General features: G+C 67.4%; 19 protein-coding genes. 6 read left to right on the top strand and 13 right to left on the bottom strand.

The genetic code is table 11. The features are described 5' to 3' along the window. Window positions 1-2 precede the first annotated feature (2 nt). Window positions 3-1,061 carry an NAD(P)H-dependent flavin oxidoreductase gene (locus H9K76_RS00410; protein ID WP_187597659.1) on the top strand — a complete coding sequence of 353 codons (1,059 nt, stop codon included), beginning with the start codon at window positions 3-5 and terminating at the stop codon, window positions 1,059-1,061. A gap of 34 nt (window positions 1,062-1,095) precedes the next feature. Here H9K76_RS00410 and H9K76_RS00405 read toward each other — a convergent pair whose 3' ends face one another. The 10 genes from H9K76_RS00405 to H9K76_RS00360 all read right to left on the bottom strand — a co-directional run bounded on the left by H9K76_RS00405 (window position 1,096) and on the right by H9K76_RS00360 (window position 10,580). Then, on the bottom strand, window positions 1,096-1,854 hold the full coding sequence (locus H9K76_RS00405) for a hypothetical protein (RefSeq protein ID WP_187597658.1): 759 nt from the start codon (window positions 1,852-1,854) through the stop codon (window positions 1,096-1,098). A gap of 22 nt (window positions 1,855-1,876) precedes the next feature. Beyond that, window positions 1,877-2,890: a glycosyltransferase family 32 protein gene (locus H9K76_RS00400; RefSeq protein WP_187597657.1), complete on the bottom strand. Its 1,014-nt coding sequence runs from the start codon at window positions 2,888-2,890 to the stop codon at window positions 1,877-1,879. Then, window positions 2,887-3,921 carry a glycosyltransferase family 2 protein gene (locus tag H9K76_RS00395; RefSeq protein WP_187600382.1) on the bottom strand — a complete coding sequence of 345 codons (1,035 nt, stop codon included), beginning with the start codon at window positions 3,919-3,921 and terminating at the stop codon, window positions 2,887-2,889. Before H9K76_RS00395 ends, H9K76_RS00400 begins: the two co-directional genes overlap by 4 nt. A gap of 29 nt (window positions 3,922-3,950) precedes the next feature. Continuing rightward, entirely contained in the window at window positions 3,951-5,138 is a 1,188-nt protein-coding gene (locus H9K76_RS00390; protein WP_187597656.1) for a glycosyltransferase family 4 protein, read from the bottom strand. An 81-nt stretch (window positions 5,139-5,219) separates the two neighbouring features. Beyond that, on the bottom strand, window positions 5,220-6,497 hold the full coding sequence (locus tag H9K76_RS00385) for an O-antigen ligase family protein (RefSeq protein ID WP_246475221.1): 1,278 nt from the start codon (window positions 6,495-6,497) through the stop codon (window positions 5,220-5,222). A gap of 187 nt (window positions 6,498-6,684) precedes the next feature. After that, on the bottom strand, window positions 6,685-6,891 hold the full coding sequence (locus H9K76_RS00380; protein WP_187597655.1) for a zinc-finger domain-containing protein: 207 nt from the start codon (window positions 6,889-6,891) through the stop codon (window positions 6,685-6,687). Window positions 6,892-6,895: 4 nt separating this feature from the next. Continuing rightward, window positions 6,896-7,834: a branched-chain amino acid transaminase gene (locus H9K76_RS00375; RefSeq protein ID WP_187597654.1), complete on the bottom strand. Its 939-nt coding sequence runs from the start codon at window positions 7,832-7,834 to the stop codon at window positions 6,896-6,898. A gap of 44 nt (window positions 7,835-7,878) precedes the next feature. Beyond that, the gene (locus H9K76_RS00370; protein WP_187597653.1) at window positions 7,879-8,325 is read right to left on the bottom strand and encodes a glycerate kinase; all 447 of its coding nucleotides are present in this window, start codon (window positions 8,323-8,325) and stop codon (window positions 7,879-7,881) included. Window positions 8,326-8,448: 123 nt separating this feature from the next. After that, on the bottom strand, window positions 8,449-9,837 hold the full coding sequence (radA, locus tag H9K76_RS00365; protein WP_187597652.1) for a DNA repair protein RadA: 1,389 nt from the start codon (window positions 9,835-9,837) through the stop codon (window positions 8,449-8,451). 116 nt (window positions 9,838-9,953) lie between these two features. Continuing rightward, window positions 9,954-10,580 (bottom strand): GntR family transcriptional regulator, encoded by a 627-nt coding sequence (locus H9K76_RS00360; protein ID WP_246475587.1) that lies wholly within the window; start codon window positions 10,578-10,580, stop codon window positions 9,954-9,956. Between the two features lie 192 nt (window positions 10,581-10,772). On the opposite strand from H9K76_RS00360, the gene H9K76_RS00355 reads away from it, so the two are divergent. From H9K76_RS00355 to H9K76_RS00335, 5 genes are all read left to right on the top strand, one after another. Then, window positions 10,773-12,476 (top strand): thiamine pyrophosphate-binding protein, encoded by a 1,704-nt coding sequence (locus tag H9K76_RS00355; RefSeq protein WP_187597650.1) that lies wholly within the window; start codon window positions 10,773-10,775, stop codon window positions 12,474-12,476. Window positions 12,477-12,595: 119 nt separating this feature from the next. After that, complete coding sequence (locus H9K76_RS00350; RefSeq protein WP_187597649.1) at window positions 12,596-13,579, top strand: tripartite tricarboxylate transporter substrate binding protein; 984 nt, start codon at window positions 12,596-12,598, stop codon at window positions 13,577-13,579. A 23-nt stretch (window positions 13,580-13,602) separates the two neighbouring features. Then, complete coding sequence (locus H9K76_RS00345) at window positions 13,603-14,409, top strand: VOC family protein (protein WP_187597648.1); 807 nt, start codon at window positions 13,603-13,605, stop codon at window positions 14,407-14,409. A 251-nt stretch (window positions 14,410-14,660) separates the two neighbouring features. Next, window positions 14,661-15,305, top strand: coding sequence for a cysteine hydrolase family protein (locus H9K76_RS00340; RefSeq protein WP_187597647.1), 645 nt, complete (start codon window positions 14,661-14,663; stop codon window positions 15,303-15,305). A 53-nt stretch (window positions 15,306-15,358) separates the two neighbouring features. Further along, entirely contained in the window at window positions 15,359-16,306 is a 948-nt protein-coding gene (locus H9K76_RS00335; RefSeq protein ID WP_187597646.1) for a LysR family transcriptional regulator, read from the top strand. Here the strand turns inward: H9K76_RS00335 and H9K76_RS00330 are convergent. Genes H9K76_RS00330 through H9K76_RS00320 form a run of 3 tightly spaced genes read right to left on the bottom strand, consistent with a single transcriptional unit; the run spans window position 16,272 to window position 19,956 of the window. Continuing rightward, on the bottom strand, window positions 16,272-17,000 hold the full coding sequence (locus H9K76_RS00330) for an ABC transporter ATP-binding protein (protein ID WP_187600380.1): 729 nt from the start codon (window positions 16,998-17,000) through the stop codon (window positions 16,272-16,274). The two genes, H9K76_RS00335 and H9K76_RS00330, sit on opposite strands and share 35 nt — an antisense overlap. Window positions 17,001-17,038: 38 nt before the next feature. Then, window positions 17,039-18,928 carry a branched-chain amino acid ABC transporter ATP-binding protein/permease gene (locus H9K76_RS00325; protein ID WP_187597645.1) on the bottom strand — a complete coding sequence of 630 codons (1,890 nt, stop codon included), beginning with the start codon at window positions 18,926-18,928 and terminating at the stop codon, window positions 17,039-17,041. Further along, complete coding sequence (locus H9K76_RS00320; RefSeq protein WP_187597644.1) at window positions 18,925-19,956, bottom strand: branched-chain amino acid ABC transporter permease; 1,032 nt, start codon at window positions 19,954-19,956, stop codon at window positions 18,925-18,927. Before H9K76_RS00320 ends, H9K76_RS00325 begins: the two co-directional genes overlap by 4 nt. Window positions 19,957-20,050: the final 94 nt, after the last annotated feature.

The following is a 20,050-nucleotide window of genomic DNA, read 5'->3' as shown; positions in this document are numbered from 1 at the left end:
CCATGACCACCGCCTCACTGCTTGCGCAATTGAACATCAAGCACCCGATCATCCAGGGCCCGATGACCGGATCGGACACACCGGCGCTCGCCGCCGCGGTCTCGGGCGCCGGAGCGCTCGGCATGCTGGGCTGCGGCATGCGTTCGCCGGCGGCCATGGCGGAGGCCGCGGAGAAGGTGCGCGCCGCCGCGCCGGGCCGCCCGTTCGGCATGAATCTGTTTGTGCTCAAGACGCCATCACCCGACGAGGCCACCGTGAAGAAGGCCCTGCAGAGGCTGGCGCCTCTCTATGCCGAATTCGGTCTCGAGCCCGGCGTTCCGGCCCAATGGTGCGAGGACTTCGGCGCGCAGTTCGAGACGCTGCTCTCGCTTGCGCCGCCCGTCGCCAGCTTCACCTTCGGCATCCTGAGCCGGGAGCAGGTGGAGCGGCTGCACGCCGCGGGCAGCTTCGTCATCGGCACCGCCACGACCGTGGCGGAGGCCGAGGCATGGGAACGCGTGGGGGCCGACGCGGTCTGCGCAAGCGGCATGGAGGCAGGCGGCCATCGCGGCACGTTCCTGGGGGACTTCCACGCCAGCATGATCGGCACCCTGCCGCTGGTGTCCGAGTGCGCGCAGCGCCTGGGCGTACCCGTGATCGCGGCGGGCGGCATCATGAACGGCCGTGCGATCGCGGCCGCGCAGTCCCTGGGCGCCGCGGCCGTGCAGATGGGCACGGCCTTCCTCGCATGCCCCGAATCCGGCATCGGCCCCGCCTACCGCAACGCCATGGCGACGGCATCGGCCACCGACACGCGCTGCACGCGCATCTTTTCGGGCCGGTATGCACGCGGCATCGTCAATACCATGATGGAGAAGCTCGCCGAATTCGAGCACGACGTGCCCGAGTACCCGGTGCAGAACGCGCTGACCGGCGCGCTGCGCCGCGCTGCCGCGGCCCAGGGCCGTGCGGACTACCTCTCGCTGTGGGCGGGCCAGGGCGTCGCGCTGGCGCGGGCAATCCCGGCCACCGAGCTGGTGGAGACGCTCGCGCGCGAGATCCGGGACGCGGCGCGCGGCTGACGGAATCGGGGTCGGCCAGGCCCGAAGGGCCCGCTCAATCGTTCCACCAGCGCGTCTTCTCGCGCTGGTGCCGGTGCTTGAATCGCACAAACACATTGTCGTTCGCGTCGCGCTGCAGCCGCTCGAACAGCTCCATCACCACCGCGCCCAGCGGGTGCAGGCTGCAGACATCCTCGAGCCGCCAGCGCAGGTTGCGCAGCGTGTCGTCGCTGCCGGGAATGAAGCCGGCGATGCCGTCGAACAGGCCCACGCGGTGCGTCCACAACGCGTCCAGCGACTCCTTGCGGTCCGGCGTGGCGGCATCCACGCCCTTGATGTAGCGCTCCGTCTCCCCGAGCTTGACCGTGTTCACGAGCAGCGGGCCGTTCATGGCCACCGCGCGCAGCAGCGGATCGGTGTCGTGGTCGATGAAGGTATCGCAGGCCGATATCAGCCAGCGCATGTCCAGGCGCGCGACAAGAAAGTCGCGCTCGGCCATCCACATGCGCTTGAATCGCTCGTAGTTGGCCTCCACGTCGGCCTCGCGGCGGATCAGCACGATCAGCATGGCGTGCTGGTACAGCAGCTCGCTCTGCCCGATGAACTCCCGCCGCACCTTGGCCAGGTGCTCGTTCAGGTCGGCGCTGGAGCCATGCGCGTGCACGGGGGTGTCATCGCCCGTGACGATGCGGTTGCGCCAGTCCGCGAAGTCCTGGGAGTCGAGCTGCTGCGTGAAGGCGTCCGCACCAAAACGGCGGCGATGCCGCGTGAAGGAGAACCACTTTTCGAAAGCTGATTTACGACGATGGATCATGTGTGCAGAACCATAGCATGTCTCATGCACGGGGCGTGCCAGCGTTTCCTAGAAAGCGGCCGACGATGCTGTCCGCGCGCACCAGGCCGCGCTGCATGTACAGCTCCATGCGCTTGCGATCGGGCTTGCGCAGCTTCACCATCGGCGGCAGGTGCTCTGCCGCGGGGCGCATCATCAGCTGCACCTTGAGGTTCGCACGATTCCAGCCGGCAGCCACGTGGTACAGGAACGGGCCGTCCTCCGCGCGCTGCAGCGCAAGCCGGTAGCCGCCGCGCGTGCGCATCACGTACTGCAGCGCAAGATGCATGCTCAGATACTCGGGCGAGAAGATGCGCTGGCGCAGCTGGTCGTAGACACCTTCCTCGCGCAGCCGATCGAGGTACTGCGCATTGCTGCCCGGCACCACGCGTGTCGTGAACTCATGCTGAAGGTCCTCGATGAACGGACTGCCGGGCGGTGCCGCCATGAACCAGTTCTCGACCACCGGATAGGCCGCGTCGCTCGTGAACTGTTCGAGATAGAACCCCACATAGTCGCTTTGCGTGCGGGCCTGCGCCTCGATCGCCCAGTCGAGCGATGTGGTGAGGATCGTGCTCGCATCGAGCCAGATGCCGCCATGCCTGCGCAGCAGCTCCACGCGCACCCAGTCTGCGCGCTTGGGCGCGCTCGCCTGGTCGAGCGCCGCCGGAATGCCGTCGAGATACCGCAGGGCGCTTTGCTCGTCGAGGATGCGGATCTCGAACCCCGGGCACATGGCGTGCCAGTTCTCGAAGCAGCGGCGGATCAGCTCGGGCTGCGTCGGCCCCGTCCAGAAGGCCCAGATGATGCGCGGAATGGCGCAGGGCTGGGCACGCGGCACCGCTGCCGAGGCCGGCGCCGTCCGTGCGGCATTCCCCGCGGGAATCTCATACAGCCGGAACGGCGTCTGCACATGGTCGCGTACCGGCTGCCGGAGCAGTGCGTGAAAGCTGTAGATCAGGCGCGCGAGCAGCAGTTCGCCACGATCGCGCATCGGCAGGGCAGGTGTTGCGCTCATGAGCCAATACCTGCCATGGCCGCGGCCTTCAGCCACTGGCGCAGCTTGGCCCTGCGCAGCCACCAGCCACGCGACCCGTAGGCCTTGCACAGCGCATCAGGTGCCAGGGGGGACGACGCCGCAAAGGACTCGCGCACCGTGCGCATCGCACCCTGGCGCTCGGCGGCGGAGCCTTGCATGCCGTCGAGGTAGCGCATCGCACCGATGAAGTTGCGCGCGCTCTGGTGCGCCAGGGCCAGCTGCAGGCGGGCATCGCCCGCGCACCCGCTGCCTTCAAGTGCCGCGCGAAACGCCACCAGCGCACGGGCCTGGTCGATCGCCTTGCCGAGATTGGGGGTCGCCAGGATGCTGGTGGCACGCTGGCGATAGGCCACCCACGGCTGGTCGGCATAGTAGAAGCTTGAGGCGCGCAGCATCATCAGGGGCATGGTCGCCATGTCCTCGAAATACTGCCCCACGGGAAAGCGCAGGTCATCGGCCCACAGCGAGCGGCGCGAGATCTTGGACCATGCGTGCAGCTCGCCCGGCATCAGCACGTCGGCCAGCACGCTGCAGCGATCGGACAGCAGCCCGCGCGCGGCCCCGTCGAAGCTGCTGCGGTGCAGCTCGCCGCGCAGGCGGTGCTTGAGCGTCATGCGTTCGCGCCATACCTGGAAGTCACACAGCACCACGTCCGGCGCATGCGTCCGGGTGATGCCCTGCAGGGCCGACAGGCTGCCGGGAAGCAGCTTGTCGTCGGAGTCGAGGAACCAGAGGTATTCGCCCGTGGCCGCATCGATCATGGAGTTGCGCGCGGCGCTCAGGCCCTGGTTGCGCTCGTGCGCCATCAGGCGCAGTTGCCCCGGCCAGCGCCGGGCAAGCGCCTGCATGAGCGCGGCCGAGCCATCGGTGGAGCAGTCATCGAGCACCAGCACTTCGACGCCGGCCTGCGCGCCGCCCAGCTGCTCGACCTGCGCGATCACCGACGCCAGGCACTCCTCCAGGTAGGGCTCGACATTGAAGACCGGCACCAGCACGCTGAGCCAGTTCATGCCGCCGGCGCGGCCCTGTTCGACATTCGTCATATGCGGGAAAAATCTGCGGTTGCATCTGCTCCGCGGGCCAGTATCTGCCCGAAGAGCGCTTCGTAGCGCGAGATCATGCGCTCCAGTGTGTACAGCGTGTTCGCATCATGGCACCCCTGCGCCGCCAGCCTTTCACCCAGCCCGGGCTCGGTGAGGACGCGCGCCAGCGCATCGGCGAGGGATGCCGGATCCTCGTGCTCCACCAGCAGGCCGTTGTGCTCGTGCGCGATGACCTCCTGCACGCCCGGTGCGCGGGTTCCGATCGCCGTGCAGCCCGCCGCCATGCCTTCGATGAGCGACAGCGGCATGCCCTCCCAATGCGTCGAAAGCAGGCAGATGCGATGCGCCATCAGCAGGCCCGGGACATCCTTGTGGTGCCCGAGGAACTCCACCTGACCGGCGAGCCCCAGTTGCTCGCTGAGCTGGCGCGCCTGCTTCTGTGCGCTGGCCTTGCCGCCGCCGGCCAGCTTCACCGGAGGCGTGAGCCCGCGCTCGCGCAGCAGTGCCATCGCCCGGATCAGGGTGGTGTGGTCCTTCTGGCGGGCAAAGCGCGCCGCCATCACGATGCCGGGGATGCGTTCGCCCCAGGGGTGATCGGCTGCCGTGGCAAATGGCGCGGTGCGGATGCCGTTGGAGATGGCCAGCGTCTTCGCGGGCGGGGTGCCACGCGCGAGCAATGCCTGCCGGACGCCCTCGGACACACCGACGATCGCATCGGTGCGCTGCGAGAGCCACAGCATCTGCCGCGTGCGCGACCAGGTGTAGCGCTCGCGCGAGTTGTGCTCCACGTGCACGAGGTGCGGCACGTGCGCGATCAGCCCCGCGTAGCGCGCCCAGAGGTGATCGCTGAAGCCGTGCGCCACGAGAATGTCGGGCTGGAAGCAGCGGCAGATCTTCACCAGTTGCAGCACGGTCGCGAGATGCGCCCATCCCGCCACCACCTCGACGGGAATGCCTTCCCGGACCAGCGCCTCCACGCGCGCCGGATCGGTGTGGCGCTTGCGGCGCAGCACCAGCAGGGGTTCGAACTGCCCGCCCGCCAGATGCCCGCGCACCAGATCGAGCGCCACCTGCGTGGCACCCGAGAAGCCTCCGGTGACGAAGTGCAGGACCCGCGGCCGGCGACCACCGGTCGGGGCGCCGGCGTCACCCGGGAAAGAACGGGAATCCGTGGAAATTGGCATGGCAGCGAGTGTAAGCGCAGGGTACGCACGGCCTCGAGAGGCCTGTACCAGTTCCCCCATCCCCGCCCCACGCCGTGCAGGTCAGGCGACAGGCCGCGAGCGCTCGAGTCCTTGGAGCATGGACCAGAGGAGGATCAGGCTGAACAGGTAGAACATGATCCCGCTGTTGTGCGCAAAGAAAACCTGCGTCAGCCCGAAGCCCACATACAGCACGGGCACGCACACGCCGCACAGCCGCACGGCGAGCACCATGCGCCGCAAGGCGGGATCGCCGCCCTCGTAGGCGCGCATGCGTTCACCCGTCGGCCAGAACATCCAGATCGGCAGGACGTAGAACCACAGCAGCAGCGCCAGGCCCACGAGGCCGGTCTTCACGAACACGTCGAGCACCTCGTTGTGCACGAACTTGTATTCGATGATCGCGGGCTTGTAGAGGCCCTCTGCCACGCGCTTCTGCTTTTCCTGCGTGTAGCCCGCGACGCCCCAGCCCAGCAATGGCTTTTCCTTGCCCGCATCCCAGGCGAAGCGCCAATGCTCAAGACGCTGCCCGACCGAGGTGTTCGCATCGCGCGTGCGTTCATAGACCCGGATCTCCGAGGTCATCTCGTCCCAGCGGGTGGCAAGCATGTCCCGGTTGAGCACCGACATCAATCCGCCCACGACCATCAGCCCGACGATCACACGCCAGAAAAGACGCGCACGGTAGCGATACAGCAGCGCCAGCCCGAAAGGCATGGCGACGATGAGCGACAGCCAGCCGCCGCGCGAAAGCGACAGCACCGACGCGTCCATGCCGGCCACGATGGCCACAGCCGCGAGCACCTTCTCGCCCACCGACAGCTGCTTGTGGACCGTGGCCACGAACACGGCCAGCAGCACGGCCAGCAGCAGCGCGAGGTTGCCGTACTGGATGGCATTGGTGCGGCCCGTGGCCCGCCACTCGCCCAGGCCGTAGACCTGCCACGCCGCCAGTGCGCCGGCGCCGATGCAGCCCACGACCAGGCCCCAGAAGAAAGCCCGGGGACGCGTGCCGAACACCGCGGCATAGAACAGGCACGGCAGGGCCAGCAGGAACTTGGCGGGCCTGTCCGCCTGCCCCAGGCCTGCCACGGGATCCGCCATGGCCACCCATAGCAGCCCCATGGCGAAGATGCAGGCAGCAAACCACAATGTGAGTGCTTGCTGCTTCTCAAAAGGCCATTTGCGAATGGAAAACAGAGCGCCGATCAGCAGCAGCGCGGCACCATAGGAATAGCCCGAAGGCAGCCACAGCGCCATGCCGGGCACGGCAAAGGCGGCAACAGAGTTCAGTTGCTGTTGCCACGGCAACGTGGCGAGGGGACCGGAAACGAATTTCAAGATAAGGGGACTCTTGTAGAACCGCAGTGAATGCAGAACGCAGTTTGTCCCACAAGCGCGGTCTGCTGCCAAGCGTGCAAACAACAATTCACCGCTCTGGCAACAAATCGCAAGCGCGCGGCCGGATGCGGCCGCGCGCGTTCGAGAGATGACAACCTATCCGCGAGTACGGGCGCTTGCCGGCCGCTCAGTGGCCGGCGCTGACCACTTCACCAGCCTTCAGGCGATACACCGTACCGCAGTACGGGCACTTGCCCTCGCCGGAATGCGCCACGTCGAGATAGACCTTGGGATGGGAATTCCACAGCTTCATGTCCGCCTTGGGGCTGGGGCAGTACACGCCGCCCTGGGCATTCAGGTCCTTGGCCAGGAGTTCAACGATTGCTTGGGACATGAGATCAGACCTTTGTGAGCCAGTGAGCGTATTTCGGATTGCGGCCATTGACGATGTCAAAGAACGCGGTCTGGATCTTCTCGGTCAGCGGGCCGCGGCTGCCGGAGCCGATTTCCACACGGTCGAGTTCGCGGATCGGCGTGATTTCTGCGGCGGTGCCGCTGAAGAAGGCCTCGTCGGCGATGTACACCTCGTCACGGGTGATGCGCTTTTGCACCACTTCGATCCCGAGATCCTTGCAGATGGCGAACACCGTGTTGCGGGTGATACCGTTGAGAGCACCGGCAGAGAGGTCGGGGGTGTAGACGACGCCGTTCTTGATGATGAAGACGTTCTCGCCCGAGCCTTCCGAGACGAAGCCGGACGCGTCGAGCAGCAGCGCTTCGTCGTAGCCGTCGTCGGTGGCTTCCATGTTGGCGAGGATGGAGTTCGTGTAGTTGCTCGATGCCTTCGCCTGCGTCATCGTGATGTTCACGTGGTGGCGCGTGTAGCTCGACGTCTTCACGCGGATGCCGCGCTGCATGCCGTCTTCGCCCAGGTACGCACCCCAGGCCCAGGCCGCCACGATCATGTGGACCTTGTTGCCCTTCGGAGAAACGCCCAGCTTCTCGGAGCCGATCCAGGTCAGCGGACGCAGGTAGCAGGATTCCAGCTTGTTCTCGCGCACCACGGCACACTGCGCCTCGTTCACCTCGTCCTTGGAGAACGGCAGTTGCATGCGCAGGATCTTGGCGCTGTTGAACAGGCGGTCGGTATGGTCCTGCAGGCGGAAAATGGCGGTGCCCTGTTCCGTCTTGTAGGCACGAACGCCTTCAAACGCGCCGCAACCATAGTGCAGCGAATGTGTCAGCACGTGGATCTTGGCATCGCGCCAGTCCAGCATCTGGCCGTCCATCCAGATCTTGCCGTCACGGTCTGCCATCGAGGGAACTACGGGGCTCATGTGAATCCTTATTTCAATTGCTGTTGATCGCAAAACCCGGGATTTTACGATTGAGTGGACGAAATGGCCGCAGACGCCCCCTCGGAGCCGTCTTCCTCGGGATTCCCGGGGCGTGTCAATTCCCACTTGACCACTCGGCCATTGACAAGCTCGACCGTCACGAACGACCGGGTTCCGTCCGTCCAGCGGTAGATCTCGGGGTCCTGGCCCAGCTCCGTGAGGCGTTCGCCGAGCGACTGTGTCATCGCGATCACGTGCAGCAGATTGACGCCGGGACGCAGCTTGGCATTGAGCATGACCGCACTGCCAACATAGCCAATCGGGCGCTTGTTGGCCTTCTGCATCACGTTCATGATGCGCGTGTAGTGCAGCAGCGCCCACATCACCAGCCCGCCCAGCACCGTGATCGGCCCTTGCCAGCCCCAGGCGTTGTAGGACGCAAAAAACAGGCAGACGATACCCAGCGGAATGAGATATTTGCGGAAATTCATGGCGGGCATTGTCTTATGACTTGCCCGCACAGGCCCTGTGGATGCTGCGTAGAGCCCAACCCGTCTGTGTGGGGATGCGAATGCACAGGCCGGCCCCCTCCCATCCACGGGGAGGAAAGCGCGTCACCCCAGGCCGCGCACGATGTTCATGGCCTCTTCCACGCGCTCCACGGCATGGATCTCGAGCCCCTCGATCGGCTTCTTCGGCGCATTGGCCTTCGGGACGACGGCCACGGAGAAGCCGAGCTTGGCCGCCTCCTTCAGGCGCTCCTGCCCCCGGGGGGCCGGGCGTACCTCGCCGGCCAGGCCGACCTCGCCGAAGGCGATGAAGCCCTTGGGCAGGGCCTTGCCGCGCAGGCTCGAGGTGATCGACAGCATGACCGCCAGATCCGCCGCGGGCTCGCTGATGCGCACGCCGCCGACCGCGTTGACGAACACGTCCTGGTCGGCACAGGCCACACCGGCATGGCGGTGCAGCACGGCCAGCAGCATGGCCAGGCGATCACGGTCAAGGCCCACCGAAAGGCGGCGCGGCGCGGGGCCGGACGAGTCGACCAGCGCCTGGATCTCCACCAGCATTGGCCGCGTGCCCTCGAGCGTGACCAGCACGCAGCTGCCCGGCACCGGCTCGCTGTGCTGCGAAAGAAAGATGGCGCTCGGGTTGGTCACGCCCTTGAGGCCGCGCTCGGTCATCGCGAACACCCCGATCTCGTTGACCGCGCCGAAGCGGTTCTTGATCGCGCGGACAAGGCGGAAGCTCGAATGCGTGTCCCCCTCGAAATACAGCACCGTATCGACCATGTGCTCGAGCACGCGCGGGCCGGCCAGTGCTCCCTCCTTGGTGACGTGGCCCACGAGGATCATCGAGATGCCGGTGGATTTGGCGGCGCGCGTGAGGTGCGCCGCACACTCGCGCACCTGCGCGACCGAGCCCGGGGCGCTCGTGAGCTGGTCGGAATACACCGTCTGGATGGAGTCGATCACCACGACGGCGGGCTGCGTGGCCTCGACGGTCGCAAGGATCTTCTCGAGCTGGATCTCCGCCAGCACATTCACCTGGCTGTGGTCGAGCCCGAGCCGGCGCGAGCGCAGCGCCACCTGCGCGCCGCTTTCCTCGCCGGTCACGTACAGCGTCGGCATGCCGGTGCGGTGCAGCGCATCCATGGCCTGCAGCAGGAGCGTGGACTTGCCGATGCCCGGATCGCCGCCGATCAGCACCACGCCGCCCTCGACCACGCCGCCGCCGAGCACGCGGTCGAGCTCCTCGATGCCGCTTGCCGTTCGGGCCACGTCCTGCGCCTCGATGGCGGCCAGCGGCGTGACGGCCTGCGCCTGCGCGAGCCCCGCGTAGCTGGACGCGCTCATGCGGTTCTTGCCCGCTCCGCCATTGCCGCCTTCGACGACGGATTCCACCAGCGTGTTCCATGCGCCGCACGAAGGGCATTTGCCCAGCCAGCGCGGACTGGTGCCGCCACATTCGGTGCAGGTGAAGATTGCCTTGTCTTTGGCCATGGGTGCTGAGGAACTGTGGGGTGGGAAAGGGAAAGGGGAACTACTGTTGAAATATACAGCAGCAGGCAATTCCCCGCACGCAACGCCCTGCGCGCGGCGGCACCGCCATCACCCCGTCATTTCGCCAGCTCGTCGCCCAGGAAGATCCGTGCCAGCCCCTGCGTGACCGCTTCGACGATCTGTTCGCGGCGCAGCGCGATGTGTTCGTCCATGAGCTGCGCCGCAGCCTTCGTGTCGCGCCGCTCGATTGCATCGGCGATCGCGCCATGCTCCTTCTGCGTGGAGTCGCGACCTACCTTTTCCATGTCGATCCAGCGGATGAAGCGCACGCGCTCGTTCAGATTGCCGAGCATGCGCGCAAGCTCCGCGTTGCCCGACATGGCGGCGATGCGGTTGTGAAAGGACTCGTCGAGCTCCACCAGCTCCTGCACTGCCGTGCCCGGCGCGGCCGCGCGGCTCAGCGCAAGGAATTCCTGCATCTCGGCGATCTGCAGGGGGCTCGCCCGCTCGACCGCATAGCGAAGGCACTCGCGCTCCACCGCCATGCGCGCCTCGTACAGGTCCAGCACGTCCTGTACCTGCAGCGGGCGGCGCATATAGCCGCGCGTGCAGGGCTCGAGAAAGCCCTCGGTCACCAGCCGCGCCAGCGCCTCGCGCACGGGCGTGCGGCTCACACCCAGCCTCTGCGCCAGCTCGATCTCGCTGAGCCGCTCCCCGGGCTTGAGCTGGTAGCTGATCGCCATGTCGCGCAGTGTCTGGAACACATCGCTGCCCCGTTCGCGGCGCACCTGCGAGATCGCGTTCGAGCGGGGACTCGAACGCGGCTTGCGCGTCGGCTTGGCTTGCGCGCCGACCTTGCGCTGGATTGTTTTCACCTCTGGCATGTTTTAAGTATACTTAACTGGATTCTTAATTCGATTTCAAGGAGATCCGCAATGAGCACGACGCCCATGAATGGTGCAGACGCCATGGTACGAATGTTGCAACACAACGGCGTGAAGCATATTTTCGGACTTTGCGGCGACACCAGCCTGCCGCTCTACGACGCGATGGCGCGCCTGGACCACGGCATGGACCACATCCTCACACGCGACGAACGCAGCGCGGCCTACATGGCCGACGGCTATGCGCGTGTGACCGGCAAGGTGGGCGTCTGCGAAGGCCCGAGCGGCGGCGGCGCCACCTACCTGCTGCCCGGCCTCGTGGAGGCCAACGAGTCGTCGATCCCCGTGCTCGGCATCACCACCGACGTCTCGGTGGGCGCGCGCGGCAAGTTCCCCCTGACCGAGCTCGATCAGCAGGCGCTGTACCGCCCGCTGACCAAGTGGAACACCACCATCGACCGCGTCGACCAGATCCCGCACGCCATGCGCTCCGCATTCCGCGCGATGACCACGGGCCGCCCGGGTGCGGCGCACATCTGCCTGCCCTACGACCTGCAGAAGCACGAGCTGCCCAACCCGCAGGACGTGTGGGCACAGCCGGGCCACGACCACTATCCGGCCACGCGCAGCGCACCCGATCCGGCAGCCGTCGAAGATGCGGCCGCGCGGCTCGTGGCCGCCAGGGCGCCGGTGCTGATCTGCGGCGGCGGCGTGGTGATCTCGGGCGCCAGCCAGGCGCTGGATGCGCTCGCAAGCCGCCTGAATGCGCCGGTGTGCCTCACGGTGAGCGGCCAGGGCAGCCTGGCCGACACGCACCCGCTCAATGCGGGCGTGGTGGGCACCAATGGCGGCGTCCCCGCCACGCGCGCCGTGGTCGCCCAGGCCGACCTGGTGCTGTTCATCGGTTGCCGCGCGGGCTCCACCACCACCGAACATGGCCAGATGCCGGGCCGTGGCGTGACCATCCTGCACATCGACGTCGATGCGATGACCATCGGCACCAACTACCGCACCGACGTGGCCATGGTGGGCGATGCTCGCCTCGCGCTGGAGGCACTCGACGCGGCGGTGCAGAAGATCATCAATCGGCGCCCGCAGGACACGGCAGACGGCCGCGCGCTCGCGGCCCGGGCGCGCATGGAAAAGCTCGCGTTCTTCGCGCCGCTCGCACAGTCGGGCGAGCTGCCGATCCGCCCCGAGCGCGTGCTGGACACGCTCAACCGGCTGCTGCCCCGCCGGGCGATCGCCGTGGCCGATCCCGGCACGCCCTGCCCCTACTTCTCCGCGTATTTCGACGCCCCGCAGGAAGGCCGGCACTTCATCACCAACCGCGCGCACGGGGCGCTGGGCTACTCGCTGTCGGCGGCGTTCGGTGCGGCCGTGGGCCAGCCGGACTCGATGGTGATCTCGGCGATGGGCGATGGCAGCTTCGGCTTCACCTGCGGCGAGCTCGAGACCGTCGTGCGACGCAATGTGCCGCTCAAGATGATCGTCTTCTCCAACTCCGTCTATGGCTGGATCAAGGCCAGCCAGAAGACCGGTTACGGCGAGCGCTATTTCTCGGTGGACTTCAACCGCACCCAGCATGCGCGCGTCGCGGAAGCGTTCGGCGTGAAGGCCTGGACCGTGCAGGAGCCCTCCGACCTGGAGTCCGCGCTCAAGGCCGCGTTGGCACACGACGGCCCGGCCCTGGTGGACATCCACTCGCAGCCGCTGCAGGACACGGCCGTCCCCGTGAGCCAGTGGATGGGCTGATGCGCCCGGGGCCGCCGGTCGCACCTTCTGCGCCACGGTCTGTGCTGCAATCCGTGCCGAGGCCCGCGCCCCGACCACCGAATCTCGTTTCCGAACCTCACTTTTCAAAGGAGCACCGCATGAGAGGACCTGTTCTGAACCGCCGCCACGCCGTCGCCCTGGGTGCCGCTGCCGCCGCATCCGGCTTCTCCGGGTGGGCCTCGGCCGACGAGGCGCCAATGCGCCTGCAGGTGACCTTCCCGCCCGGCGGCAGCACGGACATCGCCGCCCGCATCATCCAGCCACGCCTGTCCGAAGTGGCGGCACGCCCGGTGATCGTGGAGAACCGTCCCGGCGCAGCCAGCCAGATCGCCACGCAGTACGTTGCCAAGTCCACCCCGGACGGCAATACGCTGCTGGTGAGCTTCGATACGCATGCGATCAACCCGATCGCGAAATCCCGGCTGCCCTACGACACGTTCAAGGACTTCGTCGGCATCACGCTGGCCGTGCGCTTTCCGCTCGTGATCGGTGCGAACGCCCAGGCGGTGCAAGGCAAGGACCTGCGCGACTTCATCAAGGAGGCCAAGGCCAACCCGGGCAGGTTCAGCTACGCATCGACGGGTGTCGGCTCGATGAACCACCTGGTGATGGAGGACATCAAGCGCCGCTCGGGCACGTTCGTACTGCACGTGCCGTTCGGCGGCGGCGGGCCGGCGGTGCAGGCCGTGCTGGGCAATGTCACCACGCTCACGCTGCTGAGCTATGCGGCACTGCGCGGGCAGATCGCAGCCGGCAAGATCCGCCCTCTCGCGGTGACGGGCGCCCACCGCCTGCCCGAGCTGCCCGATGTGCCGACGGTGGCCGAGTGCGGTTTTCCCGGTTTCGAGGCCTACTCATGGATCGGCATCTTCGCGCCATCGGCCACGCCGCCGGCCACGGTGCAGCGCCTGACGCGCGAATTCCAGGCCACGCTGCAGACGCCCGACATCCGCAGCAAGCTCACGCAGGCCGGATTCGAGGTGATCGGCAGCGACGGCCCGGCACTCGACAGGCATACGCACCAGGAGTACGAGCGCTGGCGCAAGTTCGTGCAGGAAACCAGACTCAAGCTGGAGGAGTGAGAAGAGTGAGAGACTCGGGTTCCATGACGCTTTCGCATTCACTTGACCATGTGGTCATCGCCGTCGATGACCTCGCACGCTCCATCGAGCAGTACCGCGCGCTCGGCTTCACGGTCTACCCCGGCGGCGACCACCAGGGACGCAGTTCGCACAACGCGCTCATCGTGCTGGCCGACGGCTCGTACCTCGAGCTCAAGGCCTGGCGTTCCCCCGCACCCGCGGAGCGCTGGTGGACAGTGCTGGAGCGCAGCGGCGAGGGCCTGGTCGACTTCGCCCTGCGCTCAGACGCGCCGGAGGACGAGCGGGCGGCAGCCCGCGCACGCGGGCTGGTCACGCTCAAGGGCCCGGTTCCCGGTGAACGCGTGCGCCCCGACGGCCAGTACCTGCGATGGACCACGGCACGCCACGACACCGCCGACGTGCCCTTTCTGTGCGGCGACATCACGCCGCGCAACCTGCGCGTGCCCGATGCGCCCGAGCTGCTGCACCACGCCAACGGCGCCAGCGGGGTCGAGGAGATCACCGTGGCCGCACACGACCTCGACGTGAGCGTCGCACGCTGGCGCGCGCTGCTGGGCGACGACCTGAAGCTGGCCGCCGCAACGGACGATGCCACACAAGGCCTGCGCAGCGTGCGCATCGCACTGGGTGGCTTCGACGTGGTCCTGCAGGGGCTCGCGCCGCAGGGCGGCAATGCGGCCCTGGCGCAGCACCTTGCAACACGTGGCGAAGGACCGGTCAGCGTGGTGCTGCGCGGCGTCGCGGGCCCGCTGGCGAGCCCCGCGCAGGAGCATGGCTTCACCGGCATGGAGCCATCAGCGCGCGGCTGACGGCGGGACTGAAGCTCGTTCGGGGCCTGTCGCGCGAGATCGCGCAGCACCGTGCCGGGCTTAAAAAAAACCGACGGCAAGGGCCAGTTGCTCGAACTGTACCGGCTGCTGGACGAACTGATCGCACTCGAACGCCAGTGAGCCCATGGCCTGTGCAGGCCGTGCACAAGTCCTGCACGCGCTGGCGTGTTGTGGGCAGGGACATGCCTGCCTAGACTTTCCGGCATCCCTTTTCAACACAGGTCTGCCTCATGTCTCACGCCTCCTCCCCAGCCACCAACGCGCACCCCACGATTCGCGCGATGTCGGGCGCCTCGCCGCTTGCCGAACTGGACGCACGCGGCACCGCGCTGCTGGTCATCGATTTCCAGAACGAATATTTCTCGGGTCGCATGCCGATCCCCGCGGGCGAAGCGGCCCTGCGGAATACGCAGCAGCTCGTCGCCTGGGCCGACAAGCACGCCATTCCCGTGTTCCAGGTCCAGCACGTGGCCCCCGAGGGCTCTGCCCTCTTTGCACTCGGCGGCGCCACCGTGGCCTTTCATCCCCAGATGCAACCACGCGCGGGCGACGTACTGGTGCGCAAGGAGAACGTGAGTGTCTTCGTGGGCACCGACATCCATGCGCAACTGCAGCAGCGCGGCATCCGCACACTGGTGATCGCCGGCCTGATGACCCATGCCTGCGTTGCGGGGGCCGCGCGCGATGCCGCACCGCTCGGCTACCAGGTGATCGTGGCCTCCGACGCGTGCGCCACGCGCGGCATCACGCGATTCGATGGAGAATCGGTGGATCACGAGGCACTGCACCGCGCCGCGCTCGCCGAGATCGAGGACACGTTCGGCGACGTGCTGCGCAGCTCGGACATCCTGGCGCTGCCGCTTCGGATGCCATGAACGGATGAATGCATGAAGAAAGGCGGGCCGGGCCCTGCCGGAGGGAATACATCGTGGACAGACTGCAAGCCATGCGCATGTTCCGGGCCGTCGTCGAATCGCGTGGGTTCAGCGCGGCCGCCGATGAACTGGGCACCACGCACTCCACCGCATCCCGCCAGGTCAAGGAGCTCGAGGCCGCGCTGCGCGTGCAACTGCTCAACCGCAACACGCGCGGCGTGACGCCGACCGAAGCCGGCGAGCACTACTACCGGACCTGCGTGGAGGTGCTCGACCGCATCGGCGAGACGGAGCGCGTCCTCTCCCGCAGCCAGCGCGGCGCGGAACTTCACGGCACACTGCGCATGTCGCTGCCCCATGCGGTCGGCATGCTGGAGCTGCAGGATTGGCTGCCCGCATTCGCCACGGCTCATCCGCACCTTGCCATCGACCTGCAATGCACCGATCGCCTCGTGGACATGCTCGGCGAAGGCATCGACGTGGCGGTGCGCATCAGCGCAGGGCTGCCCGACAGCGCGCTGGCCGCACGCAAGCTCACCGAATCGCCGATGGTGCTGGTCGCCTCGCCGGCCTATGCAGAACGGCATGGCCCGGTGCACAGCGTTGCCCAGTTGCAGGCTCTGCGGCTGATCACCTATTCCGCCGACCGCAGGCCCGTACGCTGGCAGTTTCACGACAAGGCTCAGGGCACCATGCCTTCACATACCCTCCAGGTGGCTCCCGGTGGTGGCCTCAGAACCGACTCGATCGCGTCCGCCCATGCGGCCGCCGTGGCGGGCCTGGGCATCGGCGCGTTCACGTTGCGCACCGTGCAGACGGCAATGGAGCGCGGCCAGCTGGTGCGCGTCTGGCCCGAGGTGCATCTGGGCCTGCTCGGCTACTTCGCGGTGTACCCCTCGACGCGCTTCATCTCGCCTGCGGTGCGTGCGCTGGTGGATCACATGGCCGCGCACTATGGCGATGCCTTCAGGCCCGCACCGCCCCCAGGTAGGTCTCGATGACGCGTGCGTCGTGCAGCAGGTCGCGCGCGGCTCCGCTGAGCACGACGCTTCCCGTTTCCAGCACATAGGCGCGGTCGGCCACGCGCAGCGCCGCCCGCGCATTCTGCTCGACCAGCAGCACCGAGACCCCATGCGCGCGCAGGGAGGCCACCACGTTCAGCACCTCGCGCACGATCAGCGGCGCGAGGCCCAGCGATGGCTCGTCCAGCATCAGCAGGCGGGGCCTTGCCATCAGCGCCCGGCCGATGGCAAGCATCTGCCGCTCGCCTCCCGAGAGGGTCGATGCGAGCTGGGCGCAACGCTCGCCCAGGCGCGGAAAGATCGCGTAGACCTCGTCCATGCGCTGCGACTGGTCACGCTGGCCTTTGCGCCAGAGCGGGAACCCGCCCAGCAGCAGGTTGTCCTTCACGGTCATGTCGCCGAACAGCTCCCGCTTTTCCGGCACCAGGGCAACACGCTCCGCGACCATGCCCTCCACCGTGGCGCGCGCGATGCGCCTGCCATCGAGCTCCATGCCGCCGCGCGCGGGAAGCAAGCCCATGATGGCCGACAGCAGCGTGGTCTTGCCTGCGCCGTTCGGGCCGATCACGGTGACGATCTCGCCGCTGCGCACCTCCAGGTCCACGGGGTGCACGGCCTCCACCGCGCCATAGGAGACGCTGAAGCCGTGCAGCTGCAGCAGCGGTTTGTGCAGCTGCGGTTGCGCCTGCTGCGATGGGTCTGCCTTGGCGTTCACGGCGTCACCTCCACCTCGTGCGGTTCGTTCTCGCCGCCACCCAGATAGGCATCGAGCACGCGTTTGTCGTTCTGGATCTGCTCCGGCGTGCCGCTGGCGATCACGGTGCCGAACTCGAGCACCGTCACCCGGTCGGCCAGGTTCATCACAAAGCCCATGTCGTGCTCCACCACGAGAATGCCGAGGCCTTCCGCGCGCAACTGGCGCAGCAGTTCGGTGAGGGTCTGTTTTTCCAGATGGCGCAGGCCCGCTGCCGGCTCGTCCAGCAGCAGCGCCGAGGGGCCGCTTGCGAGCGCGCGCGCGATCTCCACGATGCGCTGCTGCCCAAGCGCAAGCGATGCGGCAGGCTGGTCTACAAAGGCGCCGAGGCCACAACGCTCGATCTGCCTGCGCGCCTCGGCGAGCACCGCAGCCTCCTCACGGCGGTCGCGCAGCAGCATCGAGGCCACCCAGCCCTTGTGCGCCCGCAGGTGCGCGCCCAGCGCCACGTTCTCGAGCACCGTGCGCGTGCCCAGCAGGCGCACGTGCTGGAAGGTGCGCGACAGGCCCAGACCTGCATAGCGGCGCGATGGCGCGTCGCGCATGGTCTCGCCCATGAAGCGCACGCTGCCCTCGGTGGGCGAGTCGACACCCGAGATCATGTTGAAGAAGGTGCTCTTGCCCGCGCCGTTCGGGCCGATCAGCGCATGCACTTCTCCTGCCGCGAGCGTCATCGCCACCTTGTTGTTGGCGACGAGGCCGCCGAACCTCTTGGTGACGTTGTCCGCCTCCAGCAGCACCGTGCCCGCCGGTGCGGGCTGGCGCTGATCGAGCTGCGCGGCATCGCCAGCTTGCAACCGGGAAGTGGATGGAGCGATCCAGCGCGCGGTGAGCCTTTGCAGCGTGGGCCAGAGCCCCCCCGCAAAGCGCTGCAGCACGAGCACCATCAGCAGGCCGAAGACGATCACCTCGAAGTTGCCGCTGGTGCCGAAGATGGCGGGCAGGATGTCCTGCAGCTTTTCCTTGAGCAGCGTGATGACCGCCGCGCCCAGCACGGCGCCCCACAGGTGGCCCGCGCCGCCCACCACCGCCATGAAGAGGTACTCGATGCCGATGTTGAGATTGAACGGCGCCGGGCTCACAAAGCGCTGCATGTGCGCATAGAGCCAGCCGGAGATCGTCGCGAGCAGGGCGGCCAGCACGAACAGCTTGGTGCGGTAGTGCGCCGTGTTCACGCCCATCGATTCGGCCATGATCTGGCCGCCCTTGAGCGAGCGGATGGCCCGCCCCTCGCGCGAGTCGAGCAGGTTGTGCATGAGCCAGAGCGCGATCAGCAGCACGATCCAGATCACCACGCCCATGCGGCGAGGCGAGTCGAGCAGGAAGCCGCCAAGCGCGAGCGGCGGAATGCCGCGCAGGCCGGTCTGCCCGCCCAGGAATTCCATGTTGCCGAACAGGTAGTACAGGCTGAGCCCCCACGCGATGGTGCACAAAGGCAGATAGTGGCCCTGCAGCTTGCCCGTGATCGAGCCCAGAATCCACGCCACGACGAATGCGATCACAAGCCCGAACAACAGGCCCACCCAGGGCAGCAGCGGTGCGGCGACCCAGGACGACAGCAGTTGCGCGGCCACCGGGGAAGTGCAGATGAAGGCCGTGGCATAGGCGCCCACCCCCACGAATGCGGCCTGGCCAAAGGACGTCATGCCGCCCACGCCGGTGAGCAGCACGAGGCCGACGGCCACCAGCGCGTAGAGCCCGATGTAGCCCATCAGCACCTGCGTGAAATCGGGCAGGAAATTCCAGGACAGCGCGAGCACGGCGATGGCCGCCAGCGTCACGGTGCGCGTGCCGAGCTTCGCGCCACCCTTGCCCGTGGCCCGTGTGCCGAGGGAGCCGGTGTTCATGATTCGTCCTCCTCGACATGGTGGCTGCTGCGCGAGCGCCACCACAGCACCGGAATGATCAGCGTGAAGACCAGCACTTCCTTGTAGGCGCTGGCCCAGAAGGAGGAGAACGCCTCCAGCAGCCCCACGAGCAGGGCACCCGCCAATGCCAGCGGATAGCTCGCCAGCCCCGCGACGATGGCGGCGACGAAACCCTTGAGGCCGATGAGAAACCCTGTGTCGTAGTAGATCGTGGTCAGCGGAGCGATCAGGAGGCCGGACACCGCGCCGATCAACGCTGCCAGCGCGAAGCTCACGTCGCCCGCGAGCGCCGTGGGTACGCCCACGAGCCGCGCGCCCACGCGGTTGATGGCCGTCGCGCGCAGCGCCTTGCCGACCATCGATCCCTCGAAGAACGCGTAGAGCAGCAGCACCAGCAGCAACGCCACGCCCACGACCACCAGCGACTGGCCGGAGATCGACAGGTCGCCTAGCTGGAACTGCGCTTCGGAGAACGCCGGCGTCCGCGACCCCTCTGCCCCGAAGAACAACAGCCCCAGTCCCACCATCACGCCATGCATCGCCACGGACACGATGAGCAACAACAGCACGCTCGCGTCGGCGATGGGACGGTAGACAAGGCGGTACATCAGCGGCCCGAGCGGCGTGACGATGCACAGCGTGGTCAATGCCTGCAGCATCAGCGCGGACGGCTGCACCAGCAGCGCGAGCACCGCGGCCGCCACCGGCACCACCACGCTCCACAGGCATGTGGCGCCCCAGTTCACCGTCTCGCCGCGCCATGTGCGCCATACATCCGCCGCCAGCGACATCAGCGCCACCACCAGCAGCAGCCACAGCGTGGTCGGCACCTTGCCGGTCTGCATCATCGCCATGGTGAGGGCGCCGAACGCGACGAACTCCCCCTGCGGAATGAAGATCACGCGCGTGACCGAAAACACCAGCACCAGCGCCACCGCCATCAGGCCGTAGATGGCGCCATTGACTATGCCGTCCTGCCCCAGCAGCAAGGCAATCTGCAGATCCATGTTCGATCACCCTTGCCGCGATGCGGCGGCATGCAATTTCAAAAGGGCGGAGCGCCCGACGTCCACCGGCGCCGGATCAGGCGGGGTCCCCGCG

Origin of the sequence: Diaphorobacter ruginosibacter (assembly GCF_014395975.1) — a bacterium.
Classification (GTDB): Bacteria; Pseudomonadota; Gammaproteobacteria; order Burkholderiales; family Burkholderiaceae_C; genus Diaphorobacter_A; species Diaphorobacter_A ruginosibacter.
This window is presented reverse-complemented; position numbering and strand designations above follow the sequence as displayed.